Source organism: Syntrophotalea sp., from assembly GCF_050253115.1.
In the GTDB taxonomy this organism is placed as follows: Bacteria; Desulfobacterota; Desulfuromonadia; order Desulfuromonadales; family Syntrophotaleaceae; genus Syntrophotalea; species Syntrophotalea acetylenica.
This window is the reverse complement of the sequence record NZ_JBFWJQ010000005.1, coordinates 33737-50069: the sequence shown is the minus strand read 5'-3', so window position 1 is coordinate 50069 and position 16333 is coordinate 33737. Positions and strand designations below refer to the sequence as shown.

At 57.4% G+C, this 16333-nt stretch carries 14 protein-coding genes and 1 pseudogene; 5 read left to right on the top strand and 10 right to left on the bottom strand.

Going from position 1 to position 16333, the window contains the following annotated elements; translation table 11 throughout:
• Positions 1-90: 90 nt before the first annotated feature.
• Together AB7E65_RS01315 and AB7E65_RS01310 are read right to left on the bottom strand one after the other, a co-directional pair.
• Entirely contained in the window at positions 91-849 is a 759-nt protein-coding gene (locus AB7E65_RS01315) for a hypothetical protein (RefSeq protein ID WP_428745125.1), read from the bottom strand.
• Between the two features lie 222 nt (positions 850-1071).
• Positions 1072-2052, bottom strand: coding sequence for a class II fructose-bisphosphate aldolase (locus AB7E65_RS01310; protein ID WP_072285832.1), 981 nt, complete (start codon positions 2050-2052; stop codon positions 1072-1074).
• 412 nt (positions 2053-2464) lie between these two features.
• On the opposite strand from AB7E65_RS01310, the gene AB7E65_RS01305 reads away from it, so the two are divergent.
• Complete coding sequence (locus AB7E65_RS01305; protein ID WP_072285833.1) at positions 2465-3910, top strand: glyceraldehyde-3-phosphate dehydrogenase; 1446 nt, start codon at positions 2465-2467, stop codon at positions 3908-3910.
• A gap of 197 nt (positions 3911-4107) precedes the next feature.
• Here AB7E65_RS01305 and rpsU read toward each other — a convergent pair whose 3' ends face one another.
• Together rpsU and AB7E65_RS01295 are read right to left on the bottom strand one after the other, a co-directional pair.
• The gene (gene rpsU, locus AB7E65_RS01300; protein WP_072285834.1) at positions 4108-4302 is read right to left on the bottom strand and encodes a 30S ribosomal protein S21; all 195 of its coding nucleotides are present in this window, start codon (positions 4300-4302) and stop codon (positions 4108-4110) included.
• 224 nt (positions 4303-4526) lie between these two features.
• A complete protein-coding gene (locus AB7E65_RS01295) occupies positions 4527-5639 on the bottom strand; it encodes a THUMP domain-containing class I SAM-dependent RNA methyltransferase (protein WP_320360864.1) in 1113 nt (370 codons plus the stop codon).
• A 188-nt stretch (positions 5640-5827) separates the two neighbouring features.
• Between AB7E65_RS01295 and AB7E65_RS01290 the strand changes: the two genes are divergently transcribed.
• Both AB7E65_RS01290 and AB7E65_RS01285 read left to right on the top strand, forming a co-directional pair.
• Positions 5828-6739 (top strand): DUF815 domain-containing protein, encoded by a 912-nt coding sequence (locus tag AB7E65_RS01290; RefSeq protein WP_072285836.1) that lies wholly within the window; start codon positions 5828-5830, stop codon positions 6737-6739.
• Positions 6740-6896: 157 nt separating this feature from the next.
• Positions 6897-7613 carry a PilZ domain-containing protein gene (locus tag AB7E65_RS01285; protein WP_428745124.1) on the top strand — a complete coding sequence of 239 codons (717 nt, stop codon included), beginning with the start codon at positions 6897-6899 and terminating at the stop codon, positions 7611-7613.
• A 410-nt stretch (positions 7614-8023) separates the two neighbouring features.
• Here AB7E65_RS01285 and aat read toward each other — a convergent pair whose 3' ends face one another.
• From aat to AB7E65_RS01270, 3 genes and pseudogenes are all read right to left on the bottom strand, one after another.
• Positions 8024-8713: a leucyl/phenylalanyl-tRNA--protein transferase gene (aat, locus tag AB7E65_RS01280; protein ID WP_072285838.1), complete on the bottom strand. Its 690-nt coding sequence runs from the start codon at positions 8711-8713 to the stop codon at positions 8024-8026.
• Position 8714: 1 nt separating this feature from the next.
• Positions 8715-10973: an ATP-dependent Clp protease ATP-binding subunit ClpA gene (gene clpA / locus AB7E65_RS01275; RefSeq protein WP_072285839.1), complete on the bottom strand. Its 2259-nt coding sequence runs from the start codon at positions 10971-10973 to the stop codon at positions 8715-8717.
• A 13-nt stretch (positions 10974-10986) separates the two neighbouring features.
• A pseudogene (locus AB7E65_RS01270) lies at positions 10987-11272 on the bottom strand (ATP-dependent Clp protease adaptor ClpS).
• Positions 11273-11598: 326 nt separating this feature from the next.
• On the opposite strand from AB7E65_RS01270, the gene hflK reads away from it, so the two are divergent.
• Complete coding sequence (gene hflK, locus AB7E65_RS01265) at positions 11599-12603, top strand: FtsH protease activity modulator HflK (protein WP_072285841.1); 1005 nt, start codon at positions 11599-11601, stop codon at positions 12601-12603.
• Positions 12600-13532, top strand: a complete 933-nt coding sequence (gene hflC, locus AB7E65_RS01260; protein ID WP_428745123.1) for a protease modulator HflC — start codon at positions 12600-12602, stop codon at positions 13530-13532. Before hflK ends, hflC begins: the two co-directional genes overlap by 4 nt.
• 185 nt (positions 13533-13717) lie before the next feature.
• On the opposite strand, the gene AB7E65_RS01255 is transcribed toward hflC, so the two are convergent.
• From AB7E65_RS01255 to AB7E65_RS01245, 3 genes are all read right to left on the bottom strand, one after another.
• A complete protein-coding gene (locus AB7E65_RS01255; RefSeq protein ID WP_320360868.1) occupies positions 13718-14101 on the bottom strand; it encodes a hypothetical protein in 384 nt (127 codons plus the stop codon).
• Positions 14101-15423 carry a diguanylate cyclase domain-containing protein gene (locus AB7E65_RS01250; RefSeq protein ID WP_428745122.1) on the bottom strand — a complete coding sequence of 441 codons (1323 nt, stop codon included), beginning with the start codon at positions 15421-15423 and terminating at the stop codon, positions 14101-14103. Before AB7E65_RS01250 ends, AB7E65_RS01255 begins: the two co-directional genes overlap by 1 nt.
• Before the next feature lie 189 nt (positions 15424-15612).
• Positions 15613-16185, bottom strand: coding sequence for a phosphatase PAP2 family protein (locus AB7E65_RS01245; RefSeq protein ID WP_083558455.1), 573 nt, complete (start codon positions 16183-16185; stop codon positions 15613-15615).
• Positions 16186-16333: the final 148 nt, after the last annotated feature.

Below are 16333 nucleotides of genomic sequence, written 5' to 3'. Positions count from 1 at the left end.
GGCTTCCGCAACAAAGAGCGGTTCCGCAATGCCATCTATTTCCACCTCGGGGGGTTGAATCTCTACCCCGAAAGCATTGCCCGATAGGTGTTACCCACTCGATCGGGGGAAGAGCCAAAAAAAGTGGCGCCGATTTGCCAGTCCGGTAAGCGGGTCCAAAAGGGACAGCTTTTCAGCTTTTTCACGCTGAAGGTCGACTTCACATAAAGCCTGATATAAACGATCAGATTGATCCTGTATGGTAATCTTTTGCAAAAATTCTTTTCTCTGAAAAAGTTCTATTGAATAACAGGCAAACATGGCGCCAATATTAAAAAAGAAAAAAATAAAAACATTATTTAGAAATATTGAACTTGGAGTTTCCGTAAAACACATTGCAACAATGCAATACGAAAAAAAGGTACCCCATGAAAGGACATTCGAAATAATCTGTCTTGGTTCAAAGACATAGAAAAACAAACAGCATAATAGGAGGCCACCATAATAAAGGTGACTTCCAGGAGGATTCGCTATTGAAATCATCACCAGAATTCCACCACTGGCAGCGAAACCATTAAAGACTTCAATAGAAGTTCTATATTTTTTATATAATGGCTTTCCCAACATAAAATAGGAAACCAAAAGCAAGGGGCATACAATCAAAAATCTTATAAAGGCACATATAAATATTACATTTTTCAGCAAAAACACATCGAGTACGAAAAATACTGCGTATAAAAAAGATCCGGACAAATAAATTAATCTTGGAACAAATAGATTATCCGTAATCTTTTTATTCTGGAACTGCTTCTCAAGATCCGGATCAGAAAACTTCAGTGTTGTTCCCATCGAACAATCTTCAGCGTACACTCCCCTCCTCCTCCAGGCGAATAAGCCGCGGCCCTATCCGCCCGCATTGCAGGCAGAGCCGATATTTCATCGCGCATGGCCTGCTGACACTGGGCAACAAAGAAACAACACAAAGACACCAACTGCCATTTTGGTCTGCCCCGATAAAAGAAAGAGGCCCCAACCGGCGGCCTCTTTCTGGTGACATCCCAATTTTTCCGGCTCGGCCCCTGCCTGTCGTGGTCAAACCCGACCGGCACTGCCAAGCACATTTCTGTTTTTATGAGTGATCAGATCGATCAGCTCCTGACGCCCGGCGCCAAGGTACTTGCGAGGATCGAATTCCCGGGGATTGTTCGCCAGGTATTCCCTTACCTTGGCCGTCATGGCAAGGCGGCCGTCGGAATCGATGTTGATTTTGCATACGGCGCTGGCCGCGGCCTTGCGCAGCTGTTCTTCTGAAACGCCGATGGCTCCTTCGAGGTTTCCGCCATATCGATTGATAAGTTCAATATAGGCGGGCACCACGCTCGATGCCCCGTGAAGCACGATGGGAAAACCCGGGATGCGCTTTTCAACCTCCGAAAGGATATCGAACCTCAGCGGTGGCGGCTGCTCACCGGGCCGAACCTTGAATTTGTAGGCTCCGTGACTGGTACCGATGGATATCGCAAGGGAGTCGACACCGGTTTTACCGACAAAATCCTCGACTTCCTCAGGCTTGGTGTAGGTCGAATGCTCGGCCGACACTTCGTCTTCGATACCCGCAAGCACGCCCAATTCCCCCTCCACCGTTACATCATGGGCATGCGCGTACTCAACGACCTTGCGTGTCAGAGCGATATTTTCATCGTAGGCAAGATGGGAGCCGTCGATCATTACCGAGGAGAAACCGGACTCGATGCAGGACTGGCACAACTCGAAGGAGTCGCCGTGGTCCAGATGCAGGCAGATGGGAATCTCGGAACCCATCTCGCGAGCCATGCGAACGGCACCCATGGCCATATAGCGCAGCATGGTCTCGTTGGCATAGTTTCGAGCGCCCTTACTGACCTGAACGATGACCGGCGAGCCGGTCTGGGCGCAGGCCTGGATAATCGCCTGCAGCTGCTCGAGGTTGTTGAAATTGTAGGCGGGGATGGCATATCCGCCGGCCATTGCCTTGCGGAACATATCGCGCGTATTGACCAGTCCCAGCTCCCGATAAAAGGTTTTGTCCACCATTCCCCGCACCTCCCCTTCGGTTCGCAAAAGACACCTGCCTGTTGGCCGGGCACGCATGTGTCCCTGCCCAGGAGCACGGCATCCAGATTGAGTAAAAAGTACCAGAAACTATCAACAATTGATTGAAAAGGCAAGACAGTTGGTTTAGAATAAAAAAGTTTAAAAAAGAATGAGAAACCACACCGGACAGGGACTGTTTGCCCATAACGCCGATGCAATCTGGTGCATCGCCTCCCTGCCCCCGCCTGCCGGGCAACCCTAATGCATATTAATATCAGATACGGATGCGAAGTCCAGCCCAAAGTGCCCCGCGCGGCACAAAACCATTGAAATGCCTCTCCTGTTTTTATAGGATGATGGCCGTTTTTTCAACCGCAGGCCCGATATTCCCATCGGGCTCCAGAAGGGAGCGATGAGCATGCAAAAGCAGGAAAAGTACCTGAATGACTGGATCAGGCAAGATGAAGCCGCAGAGGCCATGCTTCCCCTGATCGGCCACCTCTACCGCGACCGTGGCGTCAACATCAACGTCTACGGTCAGTCGCTGGTCAACAAAACGGTCATCGATGTTTTGAACGCCCACGGTTTTGCCCAACAGGTACTCGGAAGCGAACTTTCGATCCTTGATACGTATCCCGTCCTGCAGGCCATGAGCAAGCTCGACCTGTCCCCGTCCCGCATCGACATCGGGAAACTGTCGGTTCAGTTCCGGGAGCAGAAGGATAAATTGTCCTTAGAGCAATTTGTTGCGGACAAACTCACGGCGGTCAACAATGGCAGAGGCTCCCTGCTGAACGAACCCCGCGACGTGGTGCTTTACGGCTTCGGTCGCATCGGCCGCCTGCTGGCCCGCGTGCTGGTGGAAAAAACCGGAGGAGGCGACAAGTTGCGGCTGCGCGCCATCGTGGTCCGCAAAGGCACCGACAACGACCTGATGAAACGTGCCAGTCTGCTGGAAAGAGATTCGGTGCACGGTCCCTTTCATGGCGTATTGAGCTTCGACGAAGAGGAAAACGCCATCATCGCCAACGGCAACATGATCCGTCTGATCTATGCCAATGCACCGGAAGACATCGATTACACCGCTTACGGCATCCGAGATGCCATCGTTATCGACAATACCGGCCTCTGGCGGGACCGGGAGGGACTCGGACGCCACCTCAAGGCCAAAGGCGTATCGAAGGTCATCCTGACCGCCCCCGGCAAAGGCGACATCCCCAACATCGTTTTCGGAATCAACAACGAACTGGCCACGCCCAACGAAAATATTTTTTCGGCTGCCAGTTGCACCACCAACGCCGTGGTGCCGGTGCTCAAGGCCGTCAACGACCGTTTCGGCATCGTCAACGGACATCTGGAAACCTGCCATTCCTACACCAACGACCAGAACCTTATCGACAACTACCACAAAAAGAGCCGCCGCGGCCGAGCCGCCGCCCTCAATATGGTCATTACCGAAACCGGAGCGGCCAAGGCATCCGCCAAGGCCCTGCCCGAACTCGCCGGAAAACTCACCGGCAACGCCATTCGCGTGCCGGTAGCCAACGTATCCCTGGCGGTTCTGAACCTGTCCCTTAGCAAGACAACCTCCGTCGAAGAATTGAACGACTATCTGCGCGACATCGCTCTGCACTCCGATTTGCAGAATCAGATCGCCTTCGTCAATTCACCGGAGCTGGTCTCCAGCGATTTCATCGGTTCCCGTCATGCCGGGGTGGTTGACTCCCTGGCCACCATTGTCAACGGAGACCGTTGCGTACTGTACGTGTGGTACGACAACGAATTCGGCTACACCTGTCAGGTTGTTCGCCTGCTGCAGAAAATCGCCGGAATCGAACTGCCGATCATGCCGAACTGATTTTCAGCAGTCTGCCTGACAAAAACGCCGGCACCTCCGCCATCAGGAGGGCCGGCTTTTTATCGCGCGGACCAGCAGGGAATACCTGCCAAAACCCGGCCGCCGTAAAAAACCACTGAATGCCGCGCACAACGCAAAAAGGGACGATTCATAAAGAATCGTCCCTTTTTGTATCAAAACCCTATAGCTGCGAGGCATCAGGCTTTTTTCATCAGGCGCATTTTTTTGCGCAGACGCCGCTGTGCTTCTTTTTCCTTACGCTTGCGCTTGACGCTGGGTTTTTCGTAAAATTTGCGTTGCTTCATTTCACGAAACAAACCTTCCTGCTGCAACTTGCGCTTCAGCACACGGATAGCCTTTTCGACATTGTTGTCGACGACTTGAATTTCCACGTAACCTTCACCTCGCTTTCCTTCAATCAAGTTGTGCTGACCGGCACCGCCGGACGACACGAAGGGGGATTATAGTGTCTACGTTGTTTCAATGCAAGGAAAATATATGTACCAGACAGTGGATAAGCAACCTCTGTCGACAATGCGCCAACAGCCACGAGCCAGCAGATTCCTGAAAAAGAATCAGCTTGCGGAAGCGGCAGACGTGGATTTTCAGAACCCTGCTACGGATGAGCAACATGCAGACCGACCGCCATGCCGCCGTTATACAACACGGAGTGACACTGAAAATCAGGGCCAAGGGCGGCGCCAAGGGGACCGACAGGACAGACGACCGCAACCCGCCAACCCTTGCAGGATTCGCGACAGTATGCACCGAGTCGACGGTAGAGGCGGGCAAGGTCGACACCGCGGCCAAGCCGCTGGCCATAAGGGGGATTGCACACCATCAGCCCGGGCCGGTCCGGCACCATGCCCGTGCCGAGCTCGGCAACCTCGAAACGGCTGGCGGCCCCCGCCCCTGCGGCCTGCGCATTGGCGTTGGCCAGGGCGATGGCGGCGTTATCTTGATCCCGACCGATCAGCGGCACATCTAGCGGACGTTCCAGGCTCAAAGCGCCGGTTCGAAGAACCTGCCACAAACCGGGACGATACCGGGGCCAATGCATGAAGGCAAATTCGCGTGAGATGCCAGGCGCCCGCCCCATGCCCAAAAGGGCCGCCTCGATGACAAAGGTGCCGGAGCCGCACATGGGGTCGACAAGCGGCTGGCCGGCAGTCCAGTCCAGCGACATCAGAATCCCGGCGGCCAGCGTTTCCCGGAGTGGCGCGGCGCCGGTCATGGTCCGATAGCCGCGGCGATGCAGCAGAGCCCCGCTGCTGTCAATGGAAATCTGGCACTGGTTGTCCTCGAAACGCACCAGAATTAGCTGTTGAGGCCGATCCGTGCACAGAGGGACGCCTCCGAGGGCCCGGTCCACGGCCTGCCGCAGGGTTTCGGCGATACGGCCGGTATGCTGCAGTCGCGACCGGTGACTGGTCGCCCGGACCTGCAAAGGGGTCCCGGGCCGCACAAACCGGCCCCAGGGCAGCTGCAGGGTCTTTCGGTAGAAGGCGGGAAAATCCCTGCAGGCAAAACCCCCGAGCCTGACCACGACACGCGACGCGCTACGCAGCCACAGATTGGCGCGGTACAGCTCTTCAAGCCCGCCGCTGAAACAGACGCCGCCCTTTGCGATGCGGATTCCGGGCAAGGACAACGCCGACAATTCTCCGGCACAAACCGCCTCCAGCCCAAGGGCCGTTACGGCAAACAGCTCAAATACTCTTTTTTCCACGAACCTCTCCCGTAAAATGCAGTATTTTACACCCTCCCCGCAGCCATGACCAACACTGTCCCGCGTCTCGCATGATTTGTTGCCGATCCGTCAGCAAGGCCGGCCTTTGCATGGAGAACACCTGGAGAAAATTCTGTTATTATTCATTACGGGTCCATTTTTCACCGGTACGCAAGGAAAGAAGCGGCATGGAATTCAACCATATGGAAATCGATTGGGAATATCTCTTCGAAAGGCTGGAGCGTTTTCTTGATCTCGGCGAGGAGTACCTGACACGCAGTCTGGTCGAATACGCTCCCGCTCCCCAGATGTTCAATGAATACATTGCCTTTCGCTGGATAAAAAACCACCATACCGGCTATCTTGAGGAAATCGCCCGGCCTGGCCTGCAGAGCCATGCCGACCTGAAAGGATTGGACCCCATCCTCGAAAACCTGTGCCGGAACACAGCTCAGTTCGCTCATGGCCTGCCGTCCAACCATGTGCTTCTCCGGGGGGAACCCGGCACCGGCAAGCGTTCGGCCATCGTAGGGCTGCTGGAAAAATTCCAGGATCAGGGACTGCGCATGATCGAGATCCGCAGCGACGATTTGCAGCAGTTGCCCATCATGGTTTCCCGCCTGCGCAATCTCCCGTTCCGCTTTATCCTGTATTGTCGGGAGGTGTTTCCCTGCAAGGATCCCGCGTGTTTCCGGGAACTCAGAAACCTGCTGCAGGGCAATATCGAAACCTGTCCGGAAAACCTGCGGATCTACGCGACCATGGACACCTCGCTACAGCCTCTGCACAACACCGACAACGCTGCACCCGACACGCTTGCCGCCCCGGAAGGACCGCCGCAGACAGCACCCTTCGCAGCCTGCGCGGGGTTCGGCGTCGTTCTGGACCTGCCTCTGCCACAACGGGCCGCCTATCTCGACATCTGCCGGCACTTAGCAAAAAGGCACAATCTATCGGTGGACGATGAGGAACAAAAACGTGCCGCCCTGTTGTGGGCCGAACGGCGCGGGCGGTTTTCCGGACTGGTGGCCCGCCAGTTCATCGATGATCTGAGGGGCCGCCTGGCGCTTGACCGACACCCTGCGGACACGCCGTCCTGATACCCACGGCGGCAGTACCTGCCTGCACGCCATGCCGGTGGCGGTTCCGGCCAGCCGGCAGGATCCTCCAGCATGGCACAAAACCTGCTAATCTGAGGTTCCGACATCCTTTCTTATCGCGCCTTATAACCGGAATCCGCAACGGAAAACACGTGCCATGTACAATAAACACTTCAAGCCAGGACAAAAAGTTCTCATCCATTCTGCCAGCCCCGACCGAGGCGAGGACCGTATCGAAAACTTTTCCGCCTGCTGCCAGTCCGTGGAAAACGGCATCCTGACGCTGAGCCTGCCTTACCGGGCCGACACCTCCCTGTTTGCCGCCGGCAACCGGCTGTCCGTGGTTTCCGAGAGTCTGGGGCTGGGTCTGAAAGCCCAGGCCTTCTACCACAATCATATTGGCAGGGATGTAATTCAGCTGCGATTCGACGGGCATCTGCAGTTTTTTCAGATACGGCCAGCCGAGCGGATCAACCTGCCCATCGGCATTCGTTACACCCGCTCAACAGGAGACCTGCAGGAGGTGCGTCAACAGTGGCAACAGAATATCCACAGACTTGCCAACACCCCGCCCGGGTCCCTGCCCAAGCTGCCTTGCGGCATGGTCAACCTGAGTAGCGGCGGCATCCGCCTCGGTTTCAAGACCCCGATCGACAAGGCCCAGCTGTGCCTGCTGCTGATGCAGATCGAACCCGACGACGCCCCGATCTGCACTGTGGCGGAAGTGGTGTGGAGCCATGGCCATGGAAGCGCCGATACCTGCATGGCAGGATTGCAATTCACGGCCATCATGGCCGAAGATCAAAAACGCCTCGAGAAATTCATCCGCACTGCCCGCATGAATCGGCAAAAAAAGCCGGTCCCGCCCCAGTGAAAAGGCTGGGTCTGTCCAGCCTTTTCACAGCGACCTCTTCCCGAAAAAATTTGGCTGTCAGGCAAACCACTGGAGAAAATCCAGGGACCGTTTAAAATTCGCGCAGTTGGCCCGGCGCAGACCGGCAGCGCCCCTGAAACCACCTTCATCACAACTTTTAATTTGCTATTTTCACAGATGTTTTTCAATCCATCCACAGATCCGTGGAAAACCCTGTGGGGAACGGGCATGCATCCCCCGCAGACCCTTGATACAAAGGGCACTTCTGGCTCTTTGCATATTTTTTAAGCAGACAGAAATAGCCAGAAACAGGGCGGGTTGCCCCCGGTAAAAACCCGAGGACAGGCCGCTGCATAACCGCCGGCCGAAGCATCAGGGTGCAGCGGCATGGCGCAGGGAACATGCCCGCATCAGACAGGGAAAATCCCCTTGGCCGGATGCGTGGAAGGCAATATGCCAGCGGCTTCCAGGCGTTGCAGAAACAGGTCGCGGGCAATTTCCCGGGCACCGAAGGACAACAGATGTGTGGATGTCTGCTGGCAGTCGATCAGCTGATATCCAAGCTCGGCGAGGCGGGTTACGAGGGTTGCGAAAGCAACCTTGGAGGCATTGTCGATGGAGTGAAACATCGACTCCCCGAAAAAACAGCGCCCCACCGCGATGCCGTACAGGCCTCCGACGAGCCGGTCTTCGAGCCAGGCTTCGACGGAATGGGCATAACCGAGACCGTGCAGCAGTTTGTACGCCTCCAGCATATCCCTCGTCAGCCAGGTACCGGGCCCTTCCCTGCGCGGGGTTTTGGCACAGGCCTCGATGACCCGGGAAAAAGCGCGGTCGTAGGTAATGTTAAAACGGGCGCGTCGCAGCTCCTTGGCCATGCTGCGATTCACGCGCAGCGCTCCGGGCTCAAGAATACAGCGGGGATCGGGAGACCACCAGAGAATCGGCTGGTCATCGCCGAACCAGGGGAAAATGCCCATGCTGTAGGCAAGCAACAGGCGCCGGGGGGAAAGATCCCCCCCGATCGCAAGGATTCCGCCATCCTCGGCATGCTCCACAGGCGGAAAGATCATGTCATCGATCAGCTGATATATGGGCATGCTACCCTTTGGAAAAATGGTAGGTCAACTTGCCCGAGCGACAGCCGATCCGCACTTCCCCACCATCCTGCAGTTCCCCGAACAATATTTCCTGGGCAATGGTATCGCCGATTTCGGCCTGGATGAGCCGGGCAAGAGGACGTGCGCCGAAGCGGGGATCGTAACCGCGGCGGGCGAGATCGGAACGGGCGGCCGGAGACAGCGCCAGCTTGACCCGGCGCTCCGTCAGGCGACTGCGCAACTCTTCGATAAATTTGTCGACGATTTTGAGCATCGTGTCTTCGCCCAGACCATGGAAGGGGATAATCGCGTCGAGGCGGTTACGAAATTCCGGCGAGAAGGTCCTCTCCACCGCCTGCCGGGGGCTGCCCCCCTCCTCCTTGCCGAAACCGATGGGGTTGGCACTCATTTCCCGGGCGCCAGCGTTGCTGGTCATGATCAGCACAACATTGCGAAAATCGGCTTTCTTGCCGTTATTGTCCGTCAGGCTGCCATGATCCATGACCTGCAAAAGAATGCTGAACAGATCCGGATGGGCCTTTTCAATTTCATCGAGCAACAATACGGCGTAGGGCTGCTTGATCACGGCTTCGGTCAGAAGCCCGCCCTGATCAAAACCGACATAGCCGGGAGGCGCACCGATCAGCCGTGAAACGGAGTGCTTCTCCATATATTCGCTCATGTCGAAACGGATAAAGGCCACACCCAGCTGCGAAGCCAGTTGCCGGGCCGCTTCGGTCTTGCCGACACCCGTCGGGCCGGTAAACAGAAAAGATCCGGTCGGCTTTTCCGGATGCCCCAGCCCCGCGCGGGCCCGCAGCACGGCGCGGGAGAGGGTCTCGACCGCCTCATCCTGCCCGAACACCTTGCGGCTCAGATCCCGCGCCAGGGTTTTAAGCCGACGACGGTCGGACGTCGAGACGCTGCGTTCAGGGATGCGGGCGATGCCGGCCACCACCCGTTCGATATCGTCCAGATGCACCACCCGGCCCCCGGCCAGACGCATGGCCGCCCCCGCTTCGTCGATGACGTCGATGGCCTTGTCCGGCAGGTGGCGGAAGTTGATATGGCGCGCGGACAGCTCGGCGGCGGCCTGGATGGCGTCTTCGGTGTAGGTTACGCCATGATGCTCTTCATAACGATCCTTGAGTCCGTGAAGGATACCAATGGTTTCCTCGACGCTCGGCTCGACAATATCGATTTTCTGAAAACGCCGGGACAGGGCACGATCCTTGTCGAACAGATTCTTGTATTCCTCGTAGGTCGTCGATCCGATACAGCGGAAATCGCCGCTGGCCAGCACCGGCTTGAGGATATTGGACGCATCGAGGGAACCGCCGCTGGTGGCGCCGGCACCGACCACGGTATGAATCTCGTCGATGAACAGGATGGCATCGGGGTGCTTTTCCAGCGCCTTGACAACCGCCTTGAGGCGCTCCTCGAAATCCCCCCGGAACTTGGTGCCTGCCAGCAAGGCCCCCATATCCAGAGCAAACACCGAGCACTGGCGAAGAATTTCCGGCACCGTTTGCTGGCTGATCATCAGTGCCAGGCCTTCGGCCATGGCGGTCTTGCCAACCCCCGCTTCACCAACGAACAGGGGGTTGTTCTTGCGGCGGCGGCACAGCACCTGTACGGTACGCTTCAGTTCGGCCTCACGGCCGATAAGCGGATCGATGCGCCCCTGACGCGCCCGCGCCACCAGATCGACGGTGAACAGGGCCAGAGGATCCTGTTTCGGCTTGTCTCGTGCTTCGTCGCTTTTTTCGCGGCTGCCGCTGTCCGAAGGGATTGGATCCCCGGCGGAGGGGGCATCGTGCCGTGGCGGGACCCTGGTCACGCCGTGGGAGATGTAATTGAGCACATCGAGCCGCGACACGCCTTGAGCTTCGAGAAAATGGACGGCATGGGTGTGCTTTTCGGCAAACATGGCCGCCAGCAAATCGCCGATGGTGATTTCTTTCTTGCCCGCGGAATGCAGATGCAGCACCGCCCGTTGCAGAACCCGCTGCAGCCCGACGGTCTGCTCCGGAACCGCATCGGCATCATCGACAAGGCTTTCAAGATGCTCGGCAAAATACCTTTCCAGCTGCACCTTGAGGGCTTCGGTGTCACCGCCGCAGGCCGCGATCAGATCCTTGCCGTGCTGTTCAAGCAGCATGGCATAGAGGACATGTTCGGTGGTCAGGTATTCGTGGCGTCGCCGTTGAGCTTCACGCACCGCCAGGGAAAAGGTTATCTGTACTTCCTGTGCGAACATAAGATCGCTCCCTTCAGGCTTCTTCCAGGCTGCAGCGCAGCGGGAAACCGGCCTGACGTGCCAGCCGATGAACCCGGGCAACCTTGGTTTCGGCGATTTCATGGGGGAAGGTTCCACATACGCCCGTCCCCTCATTGTGGATGTTCAGCATAATGTGATGTGCGTCCGTTGCCGATTTATGAAAGATCCCCTCGAGAACCTCCACCAAACTCCATGGTGGTGTAGTCGTCGTTGTGCATCAATACCCTGTAGAGCGATGGCGGTGCCGTCCGGGCCGCGGTCTGGTCGTGAACATGAATATCCGCCGACGTTTTTTTCTGACTCACCTTCTCCCCCTTGCACGGTCGTTTTTCAAAAATCCTATCACACTTGCCGTCGAACTTCCAAGCCTGCCCGGCAACCCGGAATGCCCGGCGGCGGACAGCCGCTGTGATGGTTCAGCAGCTTTTCTGCCGGAGTTTATAAAATCTCTGTTATAATCCTGCCACGACCCGTTTGTTTCATGATGGACACTACCTGACGTTCATCCGCAAAACGCAAACGGACACAACACCGTTTGCGTCCGGGGAAAAGACCGTTCCCGGACGAAAACAAGGCTTCGAACCGGATTCAGACAGGAGGAACCATGCCCGCAAGGTTTTCCGGCGACAATCTGCAAAACCTGGCCAGAAACCTCAGATCGCACCCTTTGTCACCGCGGCTGCGGTTTGCTGCCGTGGCCGGACTGCTGCTGGTGATCGGCCTGTTCAGCAGCTTCTACAAGGTGGCTACGGAAGAAACCGGCGTGATTCTGCGCTTCGGCCGCTTCAGCGGTTTTGCCGAGCCGGGACTGCACCTGAAACTTCCCTTCGGTATCGATCGCATCCACAAAGTGCAGACCGGCCGGGTACTCAAGGAGGAGTTCGGTTTTCGCACCCTGCAGACCAAGGGACGCTCCCTCTATACCAAACAAGCACTTGAAGATGAATCCCTGACGCTGACCGGCGACCTCAACGTCAGCGATGTGGAGTGGATCGTCCAGTACCAGATCGCCGACCCCTACAAATACCTGTTCCGCATCAGTCAGCCGGAAGCGACCATCCGCGATCTGGCCGAAGCTGTGGTCCGCAAGGTGGTGGGGAATTCCAAAGTCACCGAGGTGCTTACCACGGAGCGCGCAATGCTGGCCGACGCGGCCCACAGGGAGCTGCAGGAAATCCTTAACAGCTACGATATTGGCATCCGTATCGTCACCGTCAAATTCCAGGACGTCAATCCGCCGGATCCGGTCAAAGCCGCTTTCAATGAAGTCAACGAAGCCGAGCAGCAGAAGGAAAGCCTGATCTTCCAGGCCAGGGAACAGTACAACCGCGAAGTGCCCAGAGCCCGCGGGGAGGCGCGTCGAACCATCCAGGAGGCGGAGGGCTACGCTGTGGAGCGGATCAACAAGGCTCGCGGCGAAACCCGCCGGTTTCTCGACCTGCTGACCGAATACCGCAAGGCGCCACAGGTAACCCGGCAGCGCCTCTACCTGGAGACGCTGGAGCAGATCCTGCCCAGGCTCGAGGAAATCTACATCATGGACCGCGCCGGCACCGGCACCTTGCCGCTGTTGCCCCTGCGCAGCGAGACCAAAGGAGGTCAGCCATGAAAAAGCCCCTGTTGCTGCTGGCACTTATGCTGCTGATCGCGGGCTTTGTGCAATCCCCCATGGTCATCGTCGAAGAAGGCGAACAGGCCCTGGTGACCCAGTTCGGAAAACCGGTCGGCGGGGTCCTCGGCCCCGGGCTGCATCTGAAAATACCCTTTATCCAGAAAGTGCACCGCTTCGAAAACCGGATCCTCAAGTGGGACGGCGACCCTAACCAGATCCCGACCAAGGACAAGCGCTACATCTTCCTCGACACCACCGCACGCTGGCGCATTGCCGATCCGCTGCTGTTTTTCAAGACCGTCGCCACCGAGCGCGGCGCCCAAAGCCGCCTTGACGATATTCTGGACTCGGTGGTGCGCGATGCCGTTTCCGGGCATCTGCTGGTCGAACTGGTACGGGGCAAGGACTACCGCCCGCCCGGCAATGCGATGGAACAGATTGAGCTTGAAGGTGTTCCCGTAGCAAGCGAACATCTGGTCGGCCGCGAGGAAATTCTGGCCGATCTTTTGAAAAAAGCCCGCGCCAGCACGCCGGAATACGGCATCGAACTGATTGATGTACAGATCAAGCGCATCAACTATGTGGAGCAGGTGCGCAAGCGCGTTTATGAGCGCATGATCTCCGAACGCAAAAAAGTCGCCGCGGAATTCCGCAGCGAAGGCGAAGGGGAAAAAGCCGACATCCTCGGCCAGATGGGAAAGGAACTCAAAAGCATCACTTCCGACGCCTATCGCCAGGCCGAAGAGATACGAGGCCGGGCCGACGCCGAAGCGGCGGCCATCTACGCGGCCGCCTACGGTGGGGATCGTGACTTTTACGCATTTTTGCGCAGCCTCGAAGCTTACCGCAAATCGGTCGGCAAAAATGGCAGACTGGTGCTCAGTACGGACAGCGATTTTTACAGGTATCTGCAGAACAGCCGGTGAAAACCGGGCTGCGGCCTTCCGGGCCAGCAACCGACTGCATGGAAGCCGTGGTGCCGGGCAACGGAAATCTGTTTGCCGCGACAAGGCTGCCTCTCTGGCTGCACCTCGGGCTGGGAGGCCTGGGGGAACGGTGCACTGACGACCATGGAGCCATGTGCCCCCAAACGAACCAACCCGTAGACGAGCTACCTGCCGCGGGTTTCCAGATCGATCAGAAGCTGCCGCAACTTTTCCCGCTCGTTTTCCAGAGTCTTGACCTTGGCCTGAAGCGTGTTCTGCAACCGAACGCGGTTAGCCTGGTCGCGTCGCAGCTGGTCGATGGTCTTTTGCTGCGTCTGGATGGTTTTCACCAGCTCCGCGATTTCCAGGGATTTGCGGGTCCAGGGGCTCTCCGGCCAGTCCTGCTGCAAAGCAGCGAAGGCGGGTGACGGATGCCTGTGGGCCAACAGATCGTCCATCCCCTGGACAAACAATTGCTGATCGCGCGGAGTAAAAAGCCCGGGCATGGGTCGCGAGGCACACCCCCCGACCAGCAAGGCAAGGCACAGGCAGCACAGCAAACGCATCATTACCGTTTCTCCCGGCGGTCCAGCAGGTAATTGCTGCCAGGCAGTTTTTTGAGATATTCCTTCATTTTGGCGCACTCACGGCCAATGGCTTCGGCGGAGGGGTTGCGCAGATTGTCCGAGCAGACAATGGCGATGGACATGGACAACAGCGGAAATTGTCGCTCGACCCCATAACGATCCAGCCCTTTGAAGAAACCGGCGACGCGATCCTGTTCCGAGTAAAATCCGGGAACCAATGCGTCAAATTCCCGAATCAGGGCAGCCGATATGGCTTCGGCCCGGTCGGGGGTGCTCAACACCACGTAATCGTCACCTCCGATATGGCCGATGAGATCCTCCGCGTTGCCGAGACGCGCGGCAACATCCTTGATCATGGAGCCGACCCGGGCAATAATTTCGCTGCCGGACAGGTACCCGTAGCGATCATTGTAGGCCTTGAAATAGTCGAGGTCGATATAAATATGGGCAAAGGGCCGATCGGAGGCAATGCGGTTTTCCAGTTCCCGGTCGATGGCGAGGTTTCCCGGCAGACGGGTCAGCGGATTGGCGTCCAGATTGAGTCGCTGCAACTCGTTGAGCTTGTTCTCCATTTCAGAGAAGTCACGCGCCAGGCGTCCGAACTCGTCTTCCCCTTCGAGCCCGACGGCATGATTGAAGCGGCCGGATGCAATCACCCGGGTGGCCTCGGTAAGGCGGGCGAGGGCACGCTGCATCTTGAGAATGACGGCGGTAACCACCAGGGCGGCCAGCCCGATGCCGACAGCGGCCAGCAGCAATGTCAGACGGTAGGCGTTGCCGCTCCGATCGGAAAAGTCGTGCAGCATCTGATCCATAAGAGCTTCCCGACGCTGACGAAACGCTTCAAGGCTATCGACCGTCTCCTCGTGCAAAGGCGTGACCACCTCCGCGGAATGACGTTCGGCCCGTTGCCAAAGCCCCTCATCGAGCAGAGCGCGGGCCTCGCTTTGCGCCGCTTCGAGGCTGGCAAAGCGCTGCTCAACCGCATCAAGGCGCTGCCCGAGGGAGAGCGCCCGCAACCGCTCCATAAGGGTGTCAACAGACTGCTGCCGCGCGTCGATCAGGGGAATCATGGAGGCGTCCTTGAGAATCAGGACCTGCTTTTCCAGACGTTCCTGATCCCACAATGCCTGGGAGAGATCCCGCGCCAGCACCACAGCCCCGAATTCCCTGACCACCAGCTGTTCGGAACGGCGGGTCAGATCGCCGAGCACCGTCAGAGCATAAATGATGGCCGTTAGGCAGAAAACCACCACCAGCAGGTATCCCGCGGCAATTTTTTGTGAAACCGAAAGTCGTATCAACGGTCAGGTCGTCCTTGGATTTATATCGGACCATTCTTACACCAAACCGTTTTCTTTTCAAGGATCGGGCCAGGTCGCGCCATTTCCCGCAACGCCTGATACGTCGACGCCGCCACCGCGGATTTGAGTTCAACTTTCTGCAGGATTTTCTGGATCAGCACATCGGTAAACCAATCAGAACATGGCACTTTAAAAAGGCAGCCAAGCGCACCAACTCCAGGCAATCAGGCGCCCCAGCAAGGTGCCGAGCAGGCCACCGACCAACACATCGGTCGGATAATGAGCACCGAGGTAGACCCGCGACAGACCAATCAACACGGCCGAGGTCAGCAGCAGAGGCACCAATACCGGCAGCAGCCCCCCCAGGCTGCCATACATGGCAAATGCGGTAAGGGTATGACCTGAAGGGAAGGAAAAACGGTCCGGAGGCATCATCAGGCAGGAAAGATCCGACCAGCGCTCGAAGGGACGCGGCCTGCGAATCACCCGTTTCATGATACTGAACAGGGCAATCGCCAACACAGCGGCTACAGCTGCCGCCCCCACCGCCGCCCGTTCGCGCGTACCTCCGACCAGCAGCAGAGTGACGGCGACGGCTCCCCAAAGAACGCCGTCGCCAAGGCGGCTCACCAACTTGAACCCTGCTGTCAGCCAGGGATAATCGCGCAGCCAGCCAAGACGCCGCATCAAAGCAGCCTCGACAGGTGTTACATAATGTGTGTAACCGGCAACCCATCTTCTGTGCGCGTAAGAACCGGACATAACCACCCCCTCCTGGCAAAAGACAAAAGATGCCGCGACGCGGCCCGGGATTATGCGCCAAAGGATAGCGGCCCGTAATTTCGGGTTGATTAGAGGTTCGCTAAAGTTGTGTTTCGCCGCGTTCACGGGCTGTCGGAAGGGCCGCGCA